Origin of the sequence: Ktedonosporobacter rubrisoli (assembly GCF_004208415.1) — a bacterium.
Classification (GTDB): domain Bacteria; phylum Chloroflexota; class Ktedonobacteria; order Ktedonobacterales; family Ktedonobacteraceae; genus Ktedonosporobacter; species Ktedonosporobacter rubrisoli.
On sequence record NZ_CP035758.1, the window covers coordinates 4,268,470 to 4,291,496 of the forward strand.

General features: G+C 51.2%; 16 protein-coding genes and 1 riboswitch. Of the genes, 8 read left to right on the forward strand and 8 right to left on the reverse strand.

The features are described from left to right. Window positions 1-25: 25 nt before the first annotated feature. A complete protein-coding gene (argC, locus tag EPA93_RS18815) occupies window positions 26-1,114 on the reverse strand; it encodes an N-acetyl-gamma-glutamyl-phosphate reductase (RefSeq protein ID WP_129888988.1) in 1,089 nt (362 codons plus the stop codon). Window positions 1,115-1,874: 760 nt separating this feature from the next. On the opposite strand from argC, the gene EPA93_RS18820 reads away from it, so the two are divergent. The 5 genes from EPA93_RS18820 (at window position 1,875) to EPA93_RS18840 (ending at window position 8,374) form a co-directional block, all read left to right on the forward strand. Continuing rightward, on the forward strand, window positions 1,875-3,344 hold the full coding sequence (locus EPA93_RS18820; protein ID WP_129888989.1) for a cation diffusion facilitator family transporter: 1,470 nt from the start codon (window positions 1,875-1,877) through the stop codon (window positions 3,342-3,344). 234 nt (window positions 3,345-3,578) lie between these two features. Further along, window positions 3,579-4,763: a serine/threonine-protein kinase gene (locus EPA93_RS18825; RefSeq protein WP_129888990.1), complete on the forward strand. Its 1,185-nt coding sequence runs from the start codon at window positions 3,579-3,581 to the stop codon at window positions 4,761-4,763. After that, window positions 4,736-5,395: a hypothetical protein gene (locus EPA93_RS18830; protein ID WP_129888991.1), complete on the forward strand. Its 660-nt coding sequence runs from the start codon at window positions 4,736-4,738 to the stop codon at window positions 5,393-5,395. Before EPA93_RS18825 ends, EPA93_RS18830 begins: the two co-directional genes overlap by 28 nt. Continuing rightward, complete coding sequence (locus EPA93_RS18835) at window positions 5,368-5,547, forward strand: hypothetical protein (protein WP_129888992.1); 180 nt, start codon at window positions 5,368-5,370, stop codon at window positions 5,545-5,547. The genes EPA93_RS18830 and EPA93_RS18835 overlap by 28 nt, the downstream gene beginning before the upstream one ends. A 577-nt stretch (window positions 5,548-6,124) precedes the next feature. After that, window positions 6,125-8,374 carry a serine/threonine-protein kinase gene (locus EPA93_RS18840; protein ID WP_129888993.1) on the forward strand — a complete coding sequence of 750 codons (2,250 nt, stop codon included), beginning with the start codon at window positions 6,125-6,127 and terminating at the stop codon, window positions 8,372-8,374. Window positions 8,375-8,514: 140 nt separating this feature from the next. Here EPA93_RS18840 and EPA93_RS18845 read toward each other — a convergent pair whose 3' ends face one another. From EPA93_RS18845 to cydD, 7 genes are all read right to left on the reverse strand, one after another. Next, a complete protein-coding gene (locus EPA93_RS18845) occupies window positions 8,515-9,537 on the reverse strand; it encodes an ABC transporter substrate-binding protein (RefSeq protein WP_129888994.1) in 1,023 nt (340 codons plus the stop codon). Window positions 9,538-9,585: 48 nt separating this feature from the next. Beyond that, on the reverse strand, window positions 9,586-10,458 hold the full coding sequence (locus EPA93_RS18850) for an ABC transporter permease (RefSeq protein WP_165423242.1): 873 nt from the start codon (window positions 10,456-10,458) through the stop codon (window positions 9,586-9,588). 164 nt (window positions 10,459-10,622) lie between these two features. After that, window positions 10,623-10,783, reverse strand: a riboswitch (FMN riboswitch). Between the two features lie 186 nt (window positions 10,784-10,969). Next, window positions 10,970-11,332 (reverse strand): DoxX family protein, encoded by a 363-nt coding sequence (locus EPA93_RS18855; RefSeq protein ID WP_165423243.1) that lies wholly within the window; start codon window positions 11,330-11,332, stop codon window positions 10,970-10,972. Window positions 11,333-11,503: 171 nt separating this feature from the next. Next, on the reverse strand, window positions 11,504-12,547 hold the full coding sequence (gene cydB / locus EPA93_RS18860; protein ID WP_129888997.1) for a cytochrome d ubiquinol oxidase subunit II: 1,044 nt from the start codon (window positions 12,545-12,547) through the stop codon (window positions 11,504-11,506). Window positions 12,548-12,564: 17 nt separating this feature from the next. Continuing rightward, window positions 12,565-13,947, reverse strand: coding sequence for a cytochrome ubiquinol oxidase subunit I (locus EPA93_RS18865; protein WP_129888998.1), 1,383 nt, complete (start codon window positions 13,945-13,947; stop codon window positions 12,565-12,567). Window positions 13,948-13,950: 3 nt separating this feature from the next. Next, complete coding sequence (gene cydC / locus EPA93_RS18870) at window positions 13,951-15,705, reverse strand: thiol reductant ABC exporter subunit CydC (protein WP_129888999.1); 1,755 nt, start codon at window positions 15,703-15,705, stop codon at window positions 13,951-13,953. Further along, the gene (gene cydD, locus EPA93_RS18875; protein ID WP_165423244.1) at window positions 15,702-17,435 is read right to left on the reverse strand and encodes a thiol reductant ABC exporter subunit CydD; all 1,734 of its coding nucleotides are present in this window, start codon (window positions 17,433-17,435) and stop codon (window positions 15,702-15,704) included. The genes cydC and cydD overlap by 4 nt, the downstream gene beginning before the upstream one ends. A gap of 499 nt (window positions 17,436-17,934) precedes the next feature. Here cydD and EPA93_RS18880 point away from each other — a divergent pair, with 499 nt between their 5' ends. The 3 genes from EPA93_RS18880 (at window position 17,935) to EPA93_RS18890 (ending at window position 23,002) form a co-directional block, all read left to right on the forward strand. Next, the gene (locus EPA93_RS18880; protein ID WP_129889001.1) at window positions 17,935-21,105 is read left to right on the forward strand and encodes a winged helix-turn-helix domain-containing protein; all 3,171 of its coding nucleotides are present in this window, start codon (window positions 17,935-17,937) and stop codon (window positions 21,103-21,105) included. 248 nt (window positions 21,106-21,353) lie between these two features. Next, the gene (locus EPA93_RS18885) at window positions 21,354-22,244 is read left to right on the forward strand and encodes a TIGR03621 family F420-dependent LLM class oxidoreductase (protein WP_129889002.1); all 891 of its coding nucleotides are present in this window, start codon (window positions 21,354-21,356) and stop codon (window positions 22,242-22,244) included. A 368-nt stretch (window positions 22,245-22,612) separates the two neighbouring features. Next, window positions 22,613-23,002, forward strand: a complete 390-nt coding sequence (locus tag EPA93_RS18890) for a cupredoxin domain-containing protein (protein WP_129889003.1) — start codon at window positions 22,613-22,615, stop codon at window positions 23,000-23,002. Window positions 23,003-23,027 lie beyond the last annotated feature (25 nt).

The window sequence follows — 23,027 nt, forward strand, 5'->3', positions numbered from 1 at the left end:
ATGGAGAATAAAAAGGCATTTCTGCTTAAGGATTTACTCCTACAATTGACAAGCCCATAGTTTCCGGATATCCATAGAGCAAATTTGCATTCTGCACGGCCTGACCAGAGGCTCCCTTCACCAGGTTATCCAGGCACGAGATCACGATGAGGCGCTGTGTGCGCACATCTACCACAGGATAAATGAAACAATGATTGCTACCATATGTCCATTTGGTATGCGGGGGCTGATCCACGACATGCACAAATGGTTCGTTAGCATAGTATTCTTCATAGAGAGCACGTATTTCAGCTGTTGTTGGCATACGCTGCTGGGCATCTGGCTTGAGATCAGCATAACAGGTAGCCAGAATTCCTCGCGTCATTGGCGCCAGGTGAGGGATAAAAGTTATGCGTGGCGGAGCGCTCAGGGGATGTCCGCCATCCTTAGCTCCCGCAATGAGCTCTTGCACAATCTCGGCCAGGTGTCGATGACCCTCAAGGCTATAAGCGCTCATATCCTCATTTACTTCAGCATAGTGGGTTTTGAGGGAAGGGCTTCGCCCGGCGCCGCTGATACCCGTTTTACTATCTATAATTACGTCAGGATTGATAATACCGGCAGCAAAGGCAGGCAAGAGACCGAGAATAGCTGTGCTTGAATGGCAGCCTGGATTGGCCACAAGTGAAGATTTACGAATTCGTTCGCGATAGCGCTCGCACAATCCATAGACGGCATCCTCTATTAGCGCGGGCGCCGGATGGACATGCTTATACCATTCCTCATAGACGGCAACATCATATAAACGAAAATCGGCTGAGAGGTCTACGACCCTGGTTCCCCGTTTCAAGAGGTGCGCAACCATCTCAGCAGCTGCCGCGTGTGGAAGACAGACAAAGGCCAGATCTGTCTGCGCGGGTTCCTCGCCAATGACCAGCTTTGGATTGACTGCCGGTGTCGCTGCTTGATTGAAAGCCAGCAGACTGCTCAGTTGGGGAAAGACCTCATCCAGGCGTTTACCAACGGCACTGCGTCCGGTTACCGAAGTCACCACGAACTGGGGATGCTGTGACAGCAAGCGCAGTAACTCCAATCCGGTATAGCTTGTCACATTAACAATAGAAACACTAGGCATGTATCATCCCCTTTAATTTATGCATTAAAAACAAAAACAAAAAAGCCCTCATCCCTCTCTATTGCTAAAGGGACGAGAGCCATACAATTGCTCCCGTGGTACCACCCAGCTTGTCTTTCTTCTCATAAATAAGAAGCTACGCCATTGGCGGGTCCCCTACCCTACCACATTGTAGCGAAGGTGGAAAGACCACTTTAAGGCTATTTTGCTGCATGGAAGCCATCCATCCGCGCCTACTTGCCCATTTCCTGCCATCATGCAGGCAGGCAGCACTTCAATGTTTATCTACCTGGCCAGGGCTTTCTTCGGACGGCCGCTCACGAATGGGTTCTGAGAACGGTAAAATCCTGCCGACCTTTCACCATACCTCGGCTCGCTGTTGGTACCGCCTTCATACTAGTTTCGCTCATCGCGGGTCAGTCTCAAATATGCATTTGTCTTCTTTAAGAATAACAGCAGATACACGAGATGTCAATTATTATTTGTCATAGGAGATGGGCTAAACAGTTCCCAAGCCGTGAGGATCTCCCCTGCCGATTGGCGCTTCTCTTCCCACCGCCGGTTTTTTGAAGGGCCAGCACCATAAAGATGGCGGCTACAGCTGAGCAGCTCATACCTGTATGACGAGTAATGCAAAATTATCTTGCCCCCACTCAAGATATAGCGTACAATGAATGAGTGCATTTATCAAACATTTGTACTATTCGCTTCTATTGTACATAAAAACAGAGGTAGCATCTCAGGAGGTAGACGGGGTTATATGCAATTTAGTAATGCAGCTCAGCGCGAAAAGAGCATAGTGGCCCTTTCATCGGTTGGAGCGGCTATAGGCCTGACTACATTAAAGATCGTTGTTGCCCTACTTACAGGAAGCCTGGGCATTCTTGCCGAGGCCACCCACTCCGGCTTGGACCTTGTAGCAGCCTTATTAACATTTCTGGCTGTGCGCGTTGCTGATCGGCCAGCTGACGCGACCCACAACTACGGACATAGCAAGGTCGAAAACCTCTCAGCCTTTCTTGAAGCGGCGCTCTTACTCCTCACGGCTGTTTGGGTCATCTATGAAGCCATTCGTCGCCTCTTATATCATGAAGGCCATGTTGACGCCAGCATCTGGGCCTTCATCGTGATGTTCATCTCTATCGGCGTCGATGTTACACGCTCACGCGTTCTTTTGCGGGTTGCCCGTCGTCTGGGTAGCCAGGCCCTGGAAGCCGATGCCCTTCATTTCAGCACGGATATCTGGAGCTCGGCAGTCGTGATCGGCGGCCTTGTCGTAGTCTGGCTTGTCCAGAGCTTTCATCTCCCTGCCTGGCTTGGGCAGGCCGATGCTGTCGCCGCCCTTGGCGTTTCAGCTATCGTGATCTGGGTAAGCTTACGTCTGGCCCGTGAAACCATCGATGCCCTCATCGATCGCTCTCCGGGTAGATTAGCCGAACAATTAAGCGATTGCATTGCACATGTAGAGGATGTGAGCGAAGTTCGTCGGGTACGCATGAGGCGCGCTGGCAACAAATTCTTTGCTGACGTGATTATTGCTGCACCGCGTACCCTGACCTTCGAGCAAACTCATTCCCTTACCGAGCGCGTTGAGAAAGCTGTTATGGAAGCCACGCGCACTATCTCCCCGCAGGGAGATGTTGATATTGTTGTGCATGTAGAGCCTACTGCATCCTCCCAGGAGACCCTTACCGATCAAATCTACTACCTGGCCGAGTCACAGGGCATACACGCTCATGACATCCACGTACGTGAAGTCAATGGGCGCCTGGAAGCCGATTTTGACCTAGAGGTACAGGAAGATATGGCTCTGAACGAAGCCCACGCCGTAGCCACCCGCCTTGAGCAGACCATATTACAAAATAATCCACGCGTAGGCCGGGTAACAACCCATCTGGAAGCCCCCAACAGCACGATAGTACGCCGGCAGGATGTGACGAAACAATATGCAGATATGGCCAATAACATTTGCCGCATCGCTGATACTATTGCCGGTATAGGCAGCGCACACGATGTGCACTTATATCGCTCGCGCACGAGCAGAGTTACGGCGGGCAGACAAAATAGCAACAAAGAGCCTGCGCTTGACCTGGTGTTACATACCATCTTCGATGCCAGGGCCCCGCTAAGCAAGGTCCATGTATGGGCCGAGGAAATCAAACGAGAATTAAGGCGGGCTTACCCTAATCTCGACTCAGTTATCATTCATACGGAGCCGCCAGAGGCCTGAGCCCGTGTTCTTGTACCAATATGATCAAAAATACTTGAGTTTTGCCTTGCCTTCATGCATACTAAAGGCAATTTCTATGCTCTCAAAAAAAAATGAACTTACGTTTTTATCATTTTTGCTTTTATCATATGTTCAGCGTATATCATATATACAGTGTTAGATGCTTTCAACAGTCATGGCATCAGGCATGGGGAGAATAATTCGCACGGCCATGGCAGAGGAGGGGAACAGTAAGTGAGCAATACAGATAATCTTTCCGGGAAAACATTAGGCACCTGCACACTTGAACGACTTCTAGGGCAAGGTGGAATGGGGGCAGTGTACCTGGCCAAGCAAACGCGTCCAGCGCGCAACGTAGCTGTCAAGGTTCTTTTTCCCAATCTCGCTCCCAATAGTGAGGTCTATCAGGAGTTTCTAGTCCGCTTTCGGCGCGAGGCTGACATCGTGGCACGTCTTGAGCACGTTAATATCATGCCGATTTACGAATATGGAGAAGAAAGTGGGCTGGCTTATCTTGTCATGCCTTATCTCTCAGGGGGAAGCCTGCGCGACGTGCTTGCCCGGCGTGGCGCTCTGCCATTGAGCGAGGTCATAAAATACACAGAACAGGCGGCCTCCGCGCTTGATTATGCTCATAGGCAAGGAGTAGTACATCGCGATCTCAAACCCGCCAACTTTTTGCTCCATGCCGATGGTCGCCTGGTACTTGCAGATTTTGGTATAGCACGCATTATGGAAGGCAATGCCGCTTCAGGTGCCACGCTGACAAGTACAGGTACCATCCTGGGCACCCCGGAATATATGGCCCCCGAGATGGCCCAGGGCGAGACCATTGATTTTCGGGCAGACATCTATGAGCTCGGCATCGTCATTTTTCAACTGCTGAGTGGGCATGTTCCTTTTGCCGGCAACACACCATATGCAGTTGCCATTCAGCACATCCAGGAACCGCTACCTTCCTTGCGCAGAATGAATCCGGCAATTCCCGCCGCAGTCGATGCAGTTTTACAAAAGGCGACATCCAAGCACCGAGAAGAGCGTTATACGACCGTAAGTGAAATGGCAGAAGCCTTGCGTAGGGCTCAGTTCGCATCTTCTCCAGCCACAGCCAGGCAAAGCAGCAACCAGGAAGATCAATTTCCAACCGTGGCGGCTTCTCCTCCCCCTCCTCCCAGCGGATCTGGCCGCAAGAATATCCAAACGCCTCCCCACCACCATCGTCACAAACCGGATATCATGGTCAGCAGGGACAGCATGGCTATACCAATCCCACACAAGGCAGCTATACGCCTCCCAACTTCGGTAGCTATCAGCCGAGCTTTAATACGCCTATACCCGCCAGTCCTCAGCGGCGGCCCTGGTGGATACTCATTGGCATACTCTTCGCCCTCGTGCTCATCATCGGTGGAGTTATCATAGGCATTCAATTAAGCCAGAGAGGAAACACGCCTACCCCATCTCCCACAGTCACAGCCACCCAGGGTTCGGGAACTGCCACATCACCGACGCCTAATACAGGCGCCACGGTTACCTCAACGCCGGGCCAAAATGCCACGGCGACACCTACTGCATACACCACGCCTACAGCGCCAACCGCGACTACAGGGCCAAACCAGGGCCCTACTCCCGCCATCACCGCCGGACCATTGCTTTATGCGGCAAGCAGCCCAGGCCCCAATTGCGACCATGGCAATGGCAAATGGGCAGCCTTCAGAGGTCCTGGGATAACCTGCCAGAATACTCAGACCACTATTACAAGCACCGCAACCTCACCTATTCTGGAAGGAATGTTCCTGACCGGCTTACCCAATCAGGATACACCCTCCAACTATGTTATACAGGCCCAGCTCAATGCTGCGCCACAATCAAATGGCGATTTTGGCATCTACTTCCGCAATCAACCGGGCAGTAATCAGCAAGGAGTTTATGCATTTCTCATTCATGCTGACGGGACCTGGAGTACCAATGTCTATGATAACGCGACGGGGCGGGCAAAGAGATTGCCAAGGGGGCTTTCGGCGATGTGCATACGCCTACAACCGTGGACATAGCGGTAAACGGGCAACAATTTAGCTTCTATGCTAATGGCCGGGCGCTAAGTAGCATCACCGACTCCACCTATACCAGCGGCACAGTTGGCATTGCCGTTGGTCAAAACGCATCTATCGTAGCCAGTAATTTCGCACTCTATCAAGTAGCGTAATAACGTAGAATAGGTCTGCGGAAAATCAGGCAGATTATTACATATGAAAATTGCAGCGAAACCAGGCTCTCAAAGTCGCTAGCCTGGTTTCAGCCCTGATCCTCTTGCCTTTAGAGAGCAATCAGCTAGAAGAGCTAGCCCATATGGTTTATGAGCCGTCGAACAAACGACAACAGTGAGAAGATAGGCTAAATTTCCCTATTTTCCTTTGTTATCAACAATACAAGCTCACATTCCTCTCTGCATCCTGTACAATGATACAAAATAACCCATACAGGGAAAGGAGAAAGGGCCACGAGACCACCACAGCAGCTTTTCGGACCTGCTATTATTAAATGGCTTGCTCACGCAACATTTAGCGATACTTCTGCGTATATTGTAATAGGGGGAATATTGTAAGCTGCCGACTTCTCTTCTGGTACTAATTCTCTGTCGCATATCGACAATAACAGCTATAGTTATATAATAAGGGATGAGTCAGCAATCAACGCATCAAAAAAAGAGAAAAGCGCTATCTAGCAGTGCTCTTTTTTCAAGCTAAATTTACCATGATATTTTTTTGAGAGGATCAACGAGCGTGGTAACGGATAGCAGCGAGTTACTAGGTCAAGCGCTCGGAACATGTACACTCCAACGTCTCATCGGGCGCGGCGGTATGGGTGCAGTGTATCTGGCGCAACAATCACGACCACGGCGAACTGTAGCCGTAAAAGTTCTTATGCCCGGTCTAGTCTTTGAGAAGAAACCTCGTGCCCAGTTTCTGGCCCGTTTCCGGCGCGAGGCAGATGCTATTGCCGCACTTGACCATGTGAACATCATGCCGGTCTATGAATATGGCGAGCAAGGGGATCTCGCATACCTTGTTATGCCATATGTGACGGGTGGCACATTGCGTGATAGGCTGGAGAAGCGCGGCATACTTCCTATTGACGAAACTATTACCATTATTGAGGAGGCATCATCAGCTCTGGATTTTGCCCATTCGCAAGGCATTATTCATCGTGATCTTAAACCTGGTAACATCCTCTTTCATGCCGATGGCCGGGTTCTACTGGCAGACTTCGGTCTGGCCAAAGTGCTCAAAGACGTTACAGAGCACGATAGTAATGGTTTTTCAGCGCTTACAAGCATGGGAACCATTGTCGGAACACCTGAGTATATTTCGCCAGAGCAGGGAACGGGCAAGCCGCTAGACTATCGCACAGATATCTATTCCCTTGGCGTTGTACTCTATCGTATGCTCGCTGGTCGTGTTCCATTTATGGCCGCATCGCCGATTGCAGTGGCAATCAAGCATACGCTGGAAGAGCCCCCTTCTATCGCTGAATTCAATCCAGATATTACGCCTGAAATCGAAGCAGTTGTCATGAAAGCTCTCGCCAAAGAGCCAGAAGAGCGCTTTGATAGCGCTGGCGAGCTCGCTCAGGCTCTTCGCGCGGCTGTCCATGGCGAATACTTCGAAGTAGGTGCCGAAGAGCAACAGCTTCCAGGGCCAACAACTTCCACTATCCGTAATAAACCGACGCCCGAGCTCTCAACCATAGCAATAGATTCTTCCGACGAAGAAGAAGATACCGCCCCGTCGCTTTCACCAGCGGAAGAGCAAAAGACGCGACCTACCGCTGAGGAGCAAGGATCTACTAAGGCGAAAAAGGGGAAATCTGCTACAGCTAAATATAAGAGTGCGGGCACGCCGTCGCCGGAGAAAAAGCGCACCGAGCCGCGTATTTCGTCATACGAAACGCAGGTTCCACCTAACCCTGTTACGCCCGCTAAAACTGAGAAGAGCGAGCCTAAACCGCCAGAACCACGCATCTCATCCCGAAAAATACCGGCCTCGCCCACGCCTCCTAGCGGAGCGCCAAGCGAAGAAAATATTCATTCCGCGCTGACAGAAGCCACGCCTCGTGTCGATTTCCCAGATCCTCAGCTAGAGCCCGTGGTATTAGCTTCCGCCGGCACTATTCACAATGAAAGAGTAGATACACCCAGACTACAACCCCCTACGCCGACCTACGACAACCGACCACCGGTCCAGTATAACCGACAGGTGAGCAGACCGGGGTCATCGCGCTCTATCGGCATGATGTTGCTTGGCAGCGTACTTACGCTCCTGGTTGTGGTGGGCGCCTTTGCGGCTTATCTTCATTTCTTGCCCCCAACACACCCAGCACCAAACAGTAATAAGAATACACCTTCACAGCACATAACCGCTACGCCGACCGCACCTGTACAGGTAAAGGAACAGACACCTGTTAAGCCTGCTATGCCTACTGGTCCGGTTCTCTTTCAAGCCAACCAGCCAGGAGCAAAATGCGATAGTTCGGGGGCCCAATGGACCGATAACGAGGGTATTAGCCTGAGTTGTGATGGCCATACCACAAAAATCACCAATACTGGCGCTCAGCTAGCTGGTGCGTTCCTTACCAAACTGCCACAGGGGCAGCAGCTGCCTGCTAATTACATGATCCAGGTGACGATAAATCCTCCCGCTCAGGGAGAGTTTGGGATCTTTTTCCGTACCCAGACAGCGGGCCCGAGAAGCGCATATGCGTTTATGATCGACCCAGAGGGCAACTATAAAGCCAACGCCTACGACTCTACAGGGATCGCCGGAACTCTCGTTCAACGGGGCACGGTAGGCAAATTCACTAATCCAGTAACCATAAACATCACAGTCCAGGGTGATACCTTCACCCTTTACTACAATGGACATACACAACAGGGATATATGATAGATGAGGCATTTAAAAGCGGCTCTATCGGTCTGGCTGTTAGTCCAGGAACCAGCGTAAGCATACGGGATCTGGCAGTTTATGCCCTGTAGTAATCAAACTTATTGAATGCAAAAGCGTGGCATGTGATCCAATCAGCCTTCTCTCCCGAGAACGGAGAAAAGATAGATGAGATTAAATGCCACGCTTCTTTCATCTTATCGACAAAACCTAATCGCCTAAACGCGATGGGCTATTCAACTGCCTGATTTGTATAGGCCTGGGTAAGATCCGAGACCGGCGCTATCATCTTCTGGGCAACGAGAAACTGCTCAGTGGATTGCCAGGCAGCGCTATCGTTGTAGCCAGGCCGCCCATTCCCCTGCCAGATCGGAATTGTAGCCTTGAGCACTTCTAAGGCCTGGGTTGTATCGGTCATGCCCGGAACATAGGTCTTACAAACTTCGATAGCCTTGTCGGGATCGGCAACTACATCCTTTAAGCCTTTGAGCGTCGCCTGCACAAAAGCCCGCACCATCTGCGGTTGACTATGATAGGTCTCTTCAGTGGTAATAATCCCGTTGGAGACGAGAGGCACATAGTCCGAGACATCGAAAGTGCGCACATTAAAATTATGCCTACGCAATTGCAAAGGCTCATTATTCGAATAGCCCATGACGGCATCTACTTTGTGCCCAAGCAAGGCCGCCACCTGCGTAAAGCCGATAGACTGCACTTTTACATCCGCCAACGACAAATGGGCCTTATAGAGCAAGGCCAGCAGCCCGGTATAGGTCGAGCCAAAGGGTCCGGGAACGCCAATCGTATGGCCTTTCATATCCGCCAGGGTTTTAATCGGCGAATCGGCAGGCACGATCAGGCTTACCGCATATTTCTGGAAAATAGTCGCCACATCTATAGCTTTGACACTTTTATTCTTATCGCGGGCCTGCAGTAACTCATCACCTCCGGCAAAGACAAAATCGTTCTTGCCCGCGACCATTGAGCCGATGAGATCGGGCACAACGCCGTGATGAAAGGTAACATTTAAGCCAGCAGCGTTATAATAGCCCTTGCTTTTGGCCATATAAAATGGCGCGAACTGAACATCAGGAATATAGCCGAGACCAATCGAAACATCCTTTACTGATGGGCCAGATTTCGTATTTCCCTGGGTCGCGGCAGGCGCTCCACCACAGGCCGCCAACAAGAAAGTCAGCAGGAGCAGACATGATAAAATGGGTAGCATCGTAGACGCACGATGACGAGTTGACATCGCTTGATTTCTCCATGTATTTCTAGTGTGATTTTTCAGTATAGCACACTAGTAGACAACGCTGGCCAGCTTTACTAGCAGCCAGGTAGCACCGTAATAGAGCGCAGCTAATACCGCTAACACGACCAACGTTGCAAACATAAAGGCTGTATTGTACTGGTGGAGTGCTTGCAAAACTAGAGAGCCCAGGCCAGCATCGCCGCCGCCAACAAACTCGGCGACCAGCGCCCCGGTAATCGAGAGCGTAAAGCCGGTACGTATGGCGGCCAGAATGGATGGCAAGGCAAGAGGAAACTCAATATTTGAGAGCAAGGACCAGCCCGACGCTCCTTCGACTCTGGCGGCATCTATGAGCAGGCGATCAATGGTCTGGATACCCAGTACCGTATTGATTACCATCGGGAAGATTACCACAAGCATGCAGACGAGCATATTCGGTAGCAGTCCATAGCCGAGCCAGAGCACCAGCAAAGGAGCTATCACGATAGCCGGGATGGCCTGACCGGCAGCCAGATAGGGTTGGATAGCATTAGCCAGCAGACGAGACTTGGCAATGCCATAACCGATGGGTAGCGCAACTAGCACAGCGATCAGAAAGCCCAGCACACTCTCTTGCACGGTAACCCAGGTATTGCTGAAATACAATCCCGAAGTAAGGCCGCTGCGCAGTCCATCGAGCACATCGGCAGGCGCCGGCAAGATCAAGCTCGAAATCTGCCCAGAAGTGGTTCCAATAGACCAGATCGCCAATAAGAGCAGCGCTAAAACGACGGGTGGCAGAAGAGAGAAAATCTGCCCCATTCTTTTGGCAGCAATAACACGCTTCTGGTATGTCCGCTCATCTTCTGCTGATGTACGGAGGTACGATGGTTTACGCATCCTCCAGGATGCGTTCTCCTCTGTAGAGGTAGGTATATTCATGTATTTCCCTCGGTAGCTATACTGACGCGCGTCTCTTGCGCCCAAAGGCATAGAGACACGTCAATTCAACTGACCTGAGGAGGCATGTGAGGGAGACGAAAGGCCTGAGTAGTCGAAGTATGACCACTCGCCCTGCTGTATACAACAAGGTATGATGGCCTGCTATGAACCTTCTCCCATCCGGACTATACCGTCGGCTTCGGCTTTGCACCGAATCTGTCCAGGTGTCAGCGCAGTACTGACGAGCGGACTCGCGGGCTGAATCTGTACATATATTATACAGACTTACCGCCGGTCGGGAATTACACCCTGCCCGAAGGTCTCTAGAGATAAGTATGCCACAAAACAGTAAGTTGCTGCAAGAGTTATTTGCGCAGCCCAGCACTATCTGTATTAAAAATTGCCAGTATATCCTTCTCAAGCAGAAATGGATGGATCTCGCCCCAGCAAAAACCCCCAGGAGATTGGGGGTTAGCTGGATGGTTTACGAAGGATTGCAATTCAGGGTGCTTCAGTCATCTTTCTCCGTCAAGACCAGGAGCAAGCCACCGAGCATAGCTATATTCTTCATAAAATGGGTACGTTGAGTGGCCCGATTAGCTGTAGCCTCCTCTTTCCAGAAGGGATGGCCAACCATTGTAGTTGGGATCAAGGCGGCGGCAAGCATTGCCGCAGAAAGCCTGGGCATAATTCCCATAGCAAGGGCAGATCCGGCCAGCACCATCACAGTCGCATTGAGAATCGTCGCCTGGCGGGGTTGCGGTATACCGGCTGCCTCTACCTTAGCTACTCGCCCATCGGGTTCTGCCAATACTCCTGCGCCACCAACGATAAACATGCTCCCCAGGAGCGCATGTCCCAGTGTCTTAAACATCTTCTTCCCCTTCAAGAGATAATAAGGCCTGGCAAGAGAGATGCCTGTTTCCTCTTCCATCTCGCCTACAAGCATAGCAATGTTTCGCCAGGTCCTAAATAATACCTTACTACTATTAATAATATCCCTTGCTCCGTCAAAATTGCCATATCTATACACCTATCTATACCCCTAATGTGCGTTAAGCTCGGCCTCAGAAATCTTGCCCCAGAAAAGACGATAGGTAAGCACAAAGTAAAGAATGGCCAGCGCAATTCCAATGAGCCACCAGACAAGCCCTACCGTCTGCCCATAGAGCGATCCCGCAGCATTAGAAATCGTCAGGCTATAGGCGGGATTTACGGCCGGTAGAACCAGTGGATAGAGACCAAAGGCCGAACTAGCCAGCATGCCCACAATGAAAGCTCCCGAGGAAAATAGCGCCGGGAGATCACGTCCGCTCAGGTTGAAAAGAAATGTGCCGATAAGCCCGATGAAGGCCAGCAACGGGAAGATAACTCCCCATGGTCGAGCCTGGAAGCTGGCCAGGATCTGGTGCTGTATCAGGAAAGTTGCTATAGTGCTAAGCACAGTGAGAACGGCGGTAGCCACCCAGGCGCCACGCGCAACATGCCGCGAACGGATCTGTAACTCCTGTGTCGTTTTGACGGCTATGTAATTGGCCCCATGCATGATGAGCGTAGCCAGCGCCATCAGTCCGATCAATATCGTATACCAGTCAAGAATCCCTGGATCAGTGCTATATGGGTTGAAATCGGTCCAGAGCGCCTCAAAGAAGTAGCCATCGCTGTGCAGAGGCACGCCGCGCATCACATTTCCCAGAGCTGCGCCAAAGAAGATGGCCAGCAGCGCGCTGCCGATAAAAAAGAGCCCATCCCAAAAAGAAGACCAGACGGGACTTGGAATACGCGAGCGCAGTTCAACAGATACTCCGCGCACAATGAGCAGCCAGAGCACAATGATAAGCGGCAGGTAGAAGCCACTGAAGCTAGAGGCATAGAGAAGTGGAAAAGTAAAGAATAACGTTCCTCCCGCAGCAATAATCCAGACTTCGTTTCCGTCCCACACAGGACCGATTGCACGTAAGATCATACGTCGCTCGCGATCATTTCTCGCCACGAACAAATGAATAACGCCGGCTCCCAGATCAAAGCCGTCAAGGACTACATAGACTACCAGCATGAATGCAACCAGGATAAACCACAACGTTGGCATCGTATTCTCTCCTTCGCCTAATAGTAGCCTTCGTCAGCCAGCCCCTCAGCTTCTTGTGGGGCCTTTGCCTGTTGGGTTTGCACCAGCGGACCGCGCCGTAAGGTCTCATAAATGACCAGCACGATATAGAGAATGCCCAACAGTAGATACATTCCGGCAAAGCCAATCAAGGTAAAAAGCACGTTACCCGACGAAAGGGTAATCGAAGAGCCTTGAGCAGTGCGTAATAGCCCAAAGGCAATCCAAGGCTGACGACCAAGCTCGGTCGTAAACCAGCCGGCAGTGTTGGCAAGGAAAGGAAAAGGTGTTGCCAGCATAAGAATCCAGAGCATCCAGCGCGTAGCAAAGAGGCGCCTTTGCCAGAGCCAGAGCAAGAAAGCCACGCCCATAATGGCAATGAAAAAGGTGCCTAAGCCAACCATAATATGATAGCTATAGTACAGCAGATCGATCCAATCGGGATGCTGGTCCGCCGGAAACGCATTCAGGCCTTTTACCTCAGCGGTCCAGTGACGATACGTCAGAAAGCTAAGCACCTTTGGCACAATTATTGGATTATCAAGACGACCATTCGAGGTGTCGGGCTGGCCGATGATGACAATACCAGCTCCTTGCTCCGTTTTAAAGAGGCCTTCCATAGCTGCTAGCTTCGTCGGCTGAAAATCAGCCACCTGCCGTCCTTCCAGGTCTCCGCTGGGGTAGAGCTGAATAATGCTGGCGATCAGTCCAACGATTACGCCCAGGGTGACAAAAATGCGGGCATACTCAATATGCTGCTTAGTTAGCAGGTAATAGGCTCCGGCCCCGGCCATAAAAAATGATCCAGTTATGACTGCTCCGCTCATTGTATGCATAAACTGGGGAATAATCCAGGGATTGAAAAGCACGGCCCAGTAGTCAGAGATATGCAAATGCCCGTTGCTGAGCGTATAGCCAACCGGGTGTTGCATCCAGGCATTTGAGGCGATAATAAAGCCACCAGAAGCCCAGGTTCCCAGCCAGACCATAAAGATTGAGAACCAATGCACCTTTTGTCCCAGCGACCGTTCACCAAAGAGGAAAATACCCAGAAAGGCCGATTCGAGAAAGAAGGCAAAGGCGCCTTCCATCGCCAGGGTCTGGGCAATAATATCTCCGGCAAAAGCCGAGAAACGCGCCCAGTTCGTCCCAAACTGAAACTCCATGGGAATGCCAGTCACCACGCCGACAATAAAAGTGACAGCAAAAATTCTGCCCCAGAAGTGAACCGAGTCGTTGTACTTCTCCTCACGGGTGCGCAGATAGAGCGTTTTCAAGATAAGCAACAGCAGAGCCAGCCCCATCGTAAGCTGTGGGAAAAGGTAGTGATAGGCAATCGTAAAGGCAAATTGCAGACGCGATAGGATTGTTGATGCATCCATTATTTATACCTCTGAGAATGTCAGTATGCCGTTTTGGAGCTCAAACATACGCCGGTAGAGTCCGTTAGCCGCAAGGAGCTGGCTATGCGTGCCACGCTCTTTGATATGTCCAGAGTCAAAAACCAGGATCTCATCCATCCTTTCCATAGCTCTGAGCCGATGAGTGATCAGCAAAGTTGTGCGTTCTCGCATCAACATATCAAGCGCATCCAGAAGCTTTTGCTCCGTGAGATAGTCTAGATTCGCCGTAACTTCATCAAGGATCAAAATAGGGGCATTCTTCAAGAGAGCCCGCGCCACGGCCAGGCGCTGGCGCTCACCCCCTGAGAGCCGCAAACCCTGTTCGCCAATCAAGGTATCTAATCCCTGGGGAAGCTGGTTAACAAATTCACGCAATTGCGCCTGCTCCAACACCTGCATCAATTCGCTATCGCTAGCGCCCGAGCGGGCCAACAACAAGTTGCTGCGCAGAGTGTGATGCCAGAGATAAGTATCTTGCATCACTACTCCGATCAGAGCGCGCAAATCCTCTAGCGCATAGGTGCGAATATCCTTGCCGTTGAGCCGAATCAGGCCATGCGTCGGGTCCCAGAAGCGCAAGAGCAGACTAACAAGCGTGCTCTTACCAGCCCCACTGGGACCTACGATAGCCACACGCTGTCCAGGCTGTAAACGCAGACAAATATCATCGAGTACCACATCTTTATCATTATGGCTATAAGAAAATTCTACGTGCTCAACTTCCAGGCAATAACCTGTCGGCGCATCCTCAATGGGCAAAGGCTCCTTTGTCTCTACCACCGGTGGCTCTGCATCGGCGATCTCGAATAACCTTTTGCCGGCAGCCAGCGAGTGCCCAAGAAATTGAAAGGCCTGGGCCAGCGGCTGAAGCGCCTCAAAGCTTGCCAGGATCAATAAACCCAGAAAGCCGAGATAAACTGCATTAATCGCGCCACTGGCCACTAGAGGAATAGCCAGCACGAGAATCACCCACAGAGCCAGGTTCATAAGAAAGTCATTTAACGCCTCCTGCAAGCCGCTGATCTGGGCCAGACGCGCTTGTACCCGCCCAAGGGCAGCATCTACGGCCCTGATATTCTGTTCATAGGCTGTAGACTGACCATAGGCCAGAATATCCTGAATACCCTGGATGCCATCAACAAGCTGGGCCTTTTGCAGAGCCCGTAAGGTAAGCTGCTGCTTGCCTAGCTTGCGCGAGAGGAACCAGGCCAGCAGCGGTCCACTCACTCCTGCGATCAGCAGGAAGGCCAGGGCCACCCAGGCTAAGAGGAGGCTGAAGAGGCTAAAGAGAGCAAAGGTTAAAAGGCAAATCATACTGGCCACAATGAGTGGAGACAGAATACGCAGGTAAATATTTTGCAGCTCATCAATATCGGCCAGCAGACGCGTCAAAATGTCCCCACTGCGATAGCGCAACAGGTGCGCGGGTGCAAGCGGCTCCAGACGGGTATATACCCAGACGCGCAGGCGAGCCAGAAGCCGAAAGGTTATATGGTGAGAAACAAGGCGCTCAGCATAGCGCGAGAAGGGCCGCACAACACCCACAAAGCGTACAATCGCAATGGGTACCGTTAGCAACATAAGTAACGACGTAATCGCAGCCGCCGCAATCAGATAAGCTGCCATGCTCAGCAAAGCAACGTTGCTGGCAATCATAATGCAGCCCAACAACGTTGCTAAGACAATCTGCCAGGCAAATGGAGCTAACCATGAAAGCAGGCGTGTAAACAGCTTCATCTCAAGCTCACCTCCCCGCTCTGCTTTCCCATCAGGCGCGCATAGGTGCTATCGCCCTGCAACAAAGCTGCAGGCTTGCCGATTTCAATAATCTCGCCTTTCTCTAGCACCACAACCTGATCAGCATGAGCTACCGTGCTATAGCGATGGGCAACGATGACGACTGTTCGATCACGCTGCAAGCGCTCTAAGGCTTGCCTTATTAAAGCCTCGCTTTCCGGGTCAAGACTGGATGCGGGCTCATCCAGTAGCAATAGGGGAGCATCCTTGAGAAAAGCGCGCGCCAGAGCAATCCGTTGAGCCTGTCCAGCGCTCAAACGCTTTCCCTGTTCGCCAATCTGAGTAGCAAAGCCGGCTGGTAGCCGTTGAATAAAGTCGCTAGCGCCAGCCTGCCTGGCTGCCCATAGAACCTCCTCGTCGCTGGCTTCGGGGCGCGCCATACGAATATTTTCCTCGATGCTGCCATAAAAAAGATAAGGCCTTTGCGGAACCAGGGCCACATACTTGCGCCATTCCTCTATGCCTAAAGCTGCAAGCGATATACCATTTACAGAAATCTGGCCAGCGCTCGGCTCAATAAAGCGCAGCAACAGGTTGACCAGCGTACTCTTACCGGCCCCACTCCGTCCTACCAGAGCCGTACAGGTGCCGGCCGCTAAGCTTAAAGAAATATTGTGCAGAGCCGGCTTTGTAATGTTGGGATAAAGATAGCTTACCCCGGTAAAGTCGATTTCCAGGGCTGAGCACGAAAGCCCGGCAGACCTTTCAGCCTTTGGCATAGCCACAGGCATTTCCAGAATCTCAAGCATGCGTTGAGCCGCCGCCTTACCCTCCATGCCCGCATGGCGATGCGTTCCCAGATCGCGCAATGGGCGGTAAAACTCGGGTGTCAACAAGAGGATCAGAAAGGCATTCTCAAAGGAGATTCCATGATTTAACAAACGTATTCCCAGGGTCACCGCGACCAGTCCAATAGCCATCGTCACCATAAATTCAAGGACCGTCCCGGAGAGAAAAGCCAGGCGCAGAACGCGCATCGTCCTATCACGAAAACTATTACTCATACGTTCGATACGCTCGCACTCTGCCCGGCTACGCCCGAAAAGTTTCAACGTCATAAGTCCCTGAACGCTATCAAGAAAATGTGCACTCATGCGAGCTAAGGCCGTCCACTGTTGCTGAATATGCTTTTCCGTATAGCTACCCACCAGAACCATCAAGAGCGGAATCAGAGGAGCTGTGAGCAAAAGGAGTAAAGCACTTGTCCAATCCAGAGGAAATAAAACGGCGACAATGAGAAGAGGAATCAAGACGCTCAAGAACATCTGGGGCAGATAGCGACTGACATAGGCATCGAGGCGCTCTATCCCTTCGCTGAGCGTCAGCACCAATTCTCCCGTCCGCTCCCCTCGACTAAAAGCCGGTCCGAGCTGAAGCAGCTGCCTGAACAGGCTCTTACGCAAAGCGATCTTGACCCGAATAGCTCCTTGCTGTGCAGCGAGTTCGCGCAGCCAGAGCAATACAGCACGTATAAAAATAGCGATGAGCAAAAACAGAAGTAGCGAGCCTACTTGCTCAAGCGATTGATGAGCCAGAAAGACGCGGCTCACAATTTTGCTGACGTAGCCCATTTGAGCAATCGTGGCCAGCGTCGCAAGGAGAGCACAAAGAATAGTGAGAAGCAGCATAGTGCGCGCTGGCGCAATCTTTTGCAGAAGCTTTTTTTCCACTGGCAATTTACCTATAAGGTTGCTGCTCTTCATCCGCGCTATAGTCTCAGAAACCTTGCAAGCCATATTTATCTTGTTTCTCAAGACAGCATGGAAGAATGCAGCATATATCTATACTTTACAGCTTCCGTCATGCCTCCCCAGGCATGAATCCAGAATATAGCTTTGGCCAAATATGTTCTATGACAAAAGTTATTGCTAGATTACCTTCCCGTTTCCAGCTATCAAGGCCAGAGCCTCATTAAGCCAATAGAAGCTAGCTATCAGCTCTCTTATACCCATCCTTTCCAGATAGAATAGATGAATCCGAGCTCTCATCAGCTACATACACGTTTGAAGCCAGATCAGCGTTTCGCAGCAGGGCAGATGAGGAGCGCCAGTAGGGTATAATTTTCCTCCGCCGCGCTAGCTCGCGGTATAGCAGCTATCATACTTGCACACCGGTTATTTCTTCTGTTATACTCGCCCATATTGGGTAATAAAATAGCCAAAGAGAACGATGCCAAAAGCAGCACAATTTGCGCTGATCTGGTCAGCGGAGCGCAACATATATGAATGGTACAAGCAGGGTAGCAATGGTTACTATCAACTCTTGTCAACCGAGAGTGGACCTGCAGCCGTACAATTGCTAACCGAAACCTCTTTTTCCTTTCAGGGACGGCATGGCCACCTCACCTTGCGTCAAGAGTCAAGATCCCGTAGATCTGGCTATTGGTATGCCTATCGCAATCATGGCCAAAAAACGCATAAAAAGTATGTCGGCCGAAAGGAAGATCTTACCCTTGCCCATCTGGAGAAGACAGCTCAAGCGCTTAGCGCCACGCTCAAAGGTTCGGAAACTAAGCAACATATCTCCAGAGAAAACGCGGGCCTCATTCCACAAGCATCAGAACTGTTGAGCAAAAATAAAGCCTGGCAGGCAGAACAGCAGCCTGATACGGCTCTTACACTTGCCCAACAAACTACATTGTTATTTGCGCCAAAGCTTCACCCTCCTCGCTTACATACCAATCTCATTGCGCGCGCTCATCTGCTAAGTCGGCTAGATGCCAGCCTGGAACGTAAATTGACCCTCGTCTGCGCGCCTGCCGGTGCTGGCAAAACCACGCTTGTAAGCCAGTGGCTTGCGGAGCGCGGCCAGCAACCACACGCCTGGATCTCTCTAGACACAGGAGATAATGATCCTGTGCTTTTCTGGAGCTATGTCATGACAGCCTGCCAGCACTTCGGTCAGACCGAGCGCGAGCAAACAGCGCTGACTCTTCTACGTACAGCCCCGCAGCCATCTTTTGAACAACCAACCTTAGAGCTTGTTCTCAAATTGTTTCTCAACGAGCTCTCTGCACGCTCCCAGGCTGGCATACTCATCCTTGACGATTATCATGTGATTACCGCTCCTCAACTACATGAGAGCCTGGCGTTTCTCCTCGATCACCTTCCAGAATCGCTTCATTTGATCATCCTCACGCGAACTGAGCCAGCGCTACCATTAGCGCGTCTACGCGCCAGGGGCGAAGTTTGTGAATTACAGGCCACTGATCTCCGTTTCTCTCAGGGCGAGAGCCAGGCCTTTCTTCAGCAAACGCTTTCATTCCAGCTCCCTTTGGCAACCATTGAACAACTCAATACACATATCGAAGGTTGGGCAACAGGTTTACGCCTTGTGACGCTTGCCCTACAGAATAAAGAAGACCAGCAGGAGATCGAGCATTTTCTCGCTAATTTTTCCGGCAACTATCGCCATATTCTTGAATATTTTGTGGCGGAAGTGCTCGCAACACAGGCAGAGCCGCTGCAGAGCTTTCTCCTGCAGACCAGCACATTAACACGCCTGACAGCCTCGCTTTGCGATGCGGTAACTGAGCGAAACGATAGCGAACAGCTGCTAAAAGTTTTTGCGCGAACTAATCTTTTCCTGCAAGCGCTCGATGACGTAGGCGAATGGTACCGCTACCATCCTCTCTTTGCCGAGGCCATGCAGAATGAAGCCAGGCATCGTCTGGGCCAGCAGGCCTTAAAGCAATGCTACCTACGCGCCAGCGCCTGGTATGAACAGCACAACCAGCTCCCGGAGGCCATCGAAGCGCTGCTGATTGCTCAGCAGTTTGCCCAGGCCGCATCCCTCATCCAGAAACTTCTCGGGGATCAGGCCTTCTTCTGCGAGATGGCCGAGTATCATACTTTGTATCGCTGGCTGCATACCTTACCAGTGGCCATCCTTGAGCAGCATCCCCAGCTCTGTCTGAGCTTTGCTACTGTAGCACTCTTTTCGCTCCAACAACAATCTACGGCCCGTATAGAGCAGATAGAAACTGCGCTACAACTTGCTGAGGGGACTTTCCGCGCCAACAACAATCTCAGTGGACTGGGCGAGATACTTGCCTTCCGCTCTATTATGGCCATCAAACTACAGGGCAACCTCATCCTGACTGCTCGCCTTGCCAGAGAGGCTTTAGCGTATCTCCCGGAAAAAGCCCAACAATGGAGAAGCACGTGTTTACGCTTCATAGGGGTGGGAGAATTTATCGCAGGCCACGTATATACAGCGCATCGCTACTTACAGGAAGCTCAAGCTATTTTTGAAGCTAGCGGCAATGAGCAGGCCGTGCGCGCAGGCCTCTTTGCTCAGGGCGAGGTTTGCTGTCTGCAGGGCGAGCTCCACCAGGCGGCCGCGCTCTATCGAACGGTTTATGAGGCTGCCGAAAAAGTGCAGTTCTTCAGAGGCAAAGCCTTGCTGGGCCTGGCCCGCCTTTCCTATGAATGGAACGCGCTGGAACAAGCAGAACAAGAAACCCGAGAGGCTATCGTGCTTGGCGAGCAGTACGCCGATGAGCCGCTCCTGTTTCAGGCAAGCCTTCTCTTGATGAATATCGAATGGGCCCGTGGAGAGCACAATCAAGCTCAAAAGCGCTTATACACGCTCCTTGCGCGCTCACAACTAAAAAACTCGCCTCAACACCGCCGAACAATTCTATTCTGGCAGGCCCGGCTGGCGCTCGCCTGCGGTGACCTGGCTGCTACGGAGCGCTGGGCAACCATCGGTGCTGCTGATCGGGAACATATGCCAGGGCTACAACAAGAACAAGAGGCGCTTTTACTGGCTCGCCTCAAGATAGCTCAAGGGAACAGCAACCAGGCACTTCAGTCGCTCACGAGATGGCAACATAAAGCTCATCAGCAAGGGAGAATGAGAAGCGAGCTAGAGATCCTCATTCTCAAAGCCCTGGCACACTTTGCCAGGGAACATACTGACAGCGCTCGCCAGCAGCTCAAAGAAGCCCTGCTCTATGCAAGTTCCCAGGGATATATACGTCTCTTCCTGGATGAGGGAGCACCAATGATAACTATGCTTGGCCTCTTCCTACCAATATTGCGCAAGGAGCTACCCACCTCCTACTTGCAAGCATTACTCCAGGCGCTTGCAGGGCCACAAGCAAGACAAGATCTATCACTCACCAGCAATTCATTTGCTATTCCTCAGATCGAGCCTCTTAGCGCGCAGGAACAACGTGTCTTGCGCTTATTGCTCGCTGGCTATTCCAATCCTGAGATTGCGCAAACTTTGATTGTCTCTGTAAATACGGTTAAGACCCAGGTACAGAGCATCTATCGCAAGCTCAATATTAGCAGTCGCAAAGAAGCAAGAGAGATTGCCGGCCTCCAGCATTAGCCCTCATATGTTTTTCTCCGACCCATATATAATCCTCTCAGGATCCAATTTTCTTGCTATCTTTGTCAGCACGCTTGCTTACTTTGGGTAATTACGTGGGGCCAGCTTGCGCAGGTTGGCACTTCTCTCCGCTACCTTATCGCGCTATGTTTTCAGAGCAATCATCCTTTTTGGGCGATGTAAAATAGCAGGTCCGATCCTATACTAGTAGCAGTTTTATTCACAAGCTACAAAGGAGATTTTTCTCTATGCCGAAACCATTTCGTTTCGGTGTCGTGACAGCCTTCGCGACATCGCACCAAGAATGGATCACGCAGGCTCGTAAAGCTGAAGACCTGGGTTACTCAACCCTTTTAATACCAGATCGTCTGATGGCTGGCCTCTCAGTAATTACCGCATTAGCAGTAGCAGCCGAGGCCACAAAATCGCTGCGGGTGGGAAGCTATGTATTCTGTAACGATTTACGCAATCCAGCCTTGCTTGCTCGCGAAATGGCCAGCCTGGATCTGCTGTCCGAGGGCCGCGTCGAAGTCGGACTAGGTGCCGGCGTCTCTCAGCAAGATTTCGAGCAACTGGGCCTGCCCTTTTATAGCGCAGGCACACGCGTCAGCCGCCTGGAAGAAGCTTTACACATTATGAAGCTCGTCTTTACCGAGCAGGTTGCCAATTTCTCAGGCAAGCACTATACAATCAAGAACCTCAGCAACTTACCAAAACCTGTTCAAAAACCACATCCGCCCATCTTTATTGGCAGCGCGGGAAAGCGCATGCTCTCGTTTGCAGCTCGCGAGGCAAATATCATCTCTCCCACGCTCAAATGGGCCGGCCCTGGCGCTTCGCCAGCAGATGTGAGCATGGAAGAGAAAGTGAACTGGATCAAAGAGGCTGCCGGGGAACGCTTTTCCCAGTTGGAACTAGCACAGGCAGTTTTCCAGCTGGCAATTACCGATAGCGCGGTTGGGGTTAAGCAAATACAGGTCGGCGGCGGACCCACTATTGGTAGTGTTCCGATGAGTACCGAGCAAGCTGTAGAGCATTTATTGGCAATGCGCGAGCGCTATGGCTTCTCCTATATCCATGTTAATGGTACACAGTTAGAAAATTTTGCGCCTGTCATCGCCCGGCTAGCGGGCAAATAATCTGCCTCGGAATATTGTAGCCAGTTCGCGCGTCGCCAGTCGGGTTCTGACGACGCGCTCATCAGCCATAGGACACATATCTCTTGTATCTCATGGGCCATAAATAGCCCCATTTATGGCCCTCCTAAAATTAGCTAGCCTATGCCTTGCTCCTCTAAAAAGCTCTTCAAAAGCACAATCACCTGTCAGCCAAATACCTGATAACAACATCAGGGAATGTACCGAGGCACACAGAATATGTATATTATACAATAAGTAATAGATAATAGAATACAATTTATATATCAAGAAGCAGATGGGTTTTATCTATTATCCATAAGCACAAGAGTAGAATCGCCTATCTCAGCTAGAAAGGCAGGTATTACGCTATGTCGCGGCCGAAGCAAGTTATGCTAGTACTGGGTATAGCCGCAGTCTTAACGCTACTGTTAGCCTCCTGTAAGATCGATGATGCCAGCGCACTACGATCTGGACCATCTGTCCATATGAACAGCACTAATTTTGTAGTGAGCTCAGTTTCTATCCAAAAGGGGCAATCGCTGACTCTGATCAACGATGCCAGCGACGAACATGTTATCACGAATGGCAGTTGGGATGGATCTGTCCAGAAAGCGGCCCAGGAGGCAGGTGCACCCACTATACGCCTGACCATCACCGGCCCTCAGAGCCAGACCATCGGCCCCTTCAGCACTTCTGGCACTTTTCACATTTATTGTACAATTCATCAAGGAATGAATCTGGCTATCAAGGTGCAATAATGCAAGCGTCAGGATCAAGGATGGC

Excerpts from the sequence above, each read along its gene's own strand:
- argC (WP_129888988.1), bottom strand. The coding sequence starts at position 1,114 with ATGCCTAGTGTTTCTATTGTTAATGTGACAAGCTATACCGGATTGGAG.
- EPA93_RS18820 (WP_129888989.1), top strand. The coding sequence starts at position 1,875 with ATGCAATTTAGTAATGCAGCTCAGCGCGAAAAGAGCATAGTGGCCCTT.
- EPA93_RS18845 (WP_129888994.1), bottom strand. The coding sequence starts at position 9,537 with ATGTCAACTCGTCATCGTGCGTCTACGATGCTACCCATTTTATCATGT.
- EPA93_RS18850 (WP_165423242.1), bottom strand. The coding sequence starts at position 10,458 with ATGAATATACCTACCTCTACAGAGGAGAACGCATCCTGGAGGATGCGT.
- EPA93_RS18855 (WP_165423243.1), bottom strand. The coding sequence starts at position 11,332 with ATGTTTAAGACACTGGGACATGCGCTCCTGGGGAGCATGTTTATCGTT.
- cydB (WP_129888997.1), bottom strand. The coding sequence starts at position 12,547 with ATGCCAACGTTGTGGTTTATCCTGGTTGCATTCATGCTGGTAGTCTAT.
- EPA93_RS18865 (WP_129888998.1), bottom strand. The coding sequence starts at position 13,947 with ATGGATGCATCAACAATCCTATCGCGTCTGCAATTTGCCTTTACGATT.
- cydC (WP_129888999.1), bottom strand. The coding sequence starts at position 15,705 with ATGAAGCTGTTTACACGCCTGCTTTCATGGTTAGCTCCATTTGCCTGG.
- EPA93_RS18880 (WP_129889001.1), top strand. The coding sequence starts at position 17,935 with ATGCCAAAAGCAGCACAATTTGCGCTGATCTGGTCAGCGGAGCGCAAC.
- EPA93_RS18885 (WP_129889002.1), top strand. The coding sequence starts at position 21,354 with ATGCCGAAACCATTTCGTTTCGGTGTCGTGACAGCCTTCGCGACATCG.
- EPA93_RS18890 (WP_129889003.1), top strand. The coding sequence starts at position 22,613 with ATGTCGCGGCCGAAGCAAGTTATGCTAGTACTGGGTATAGCCGCAGTC.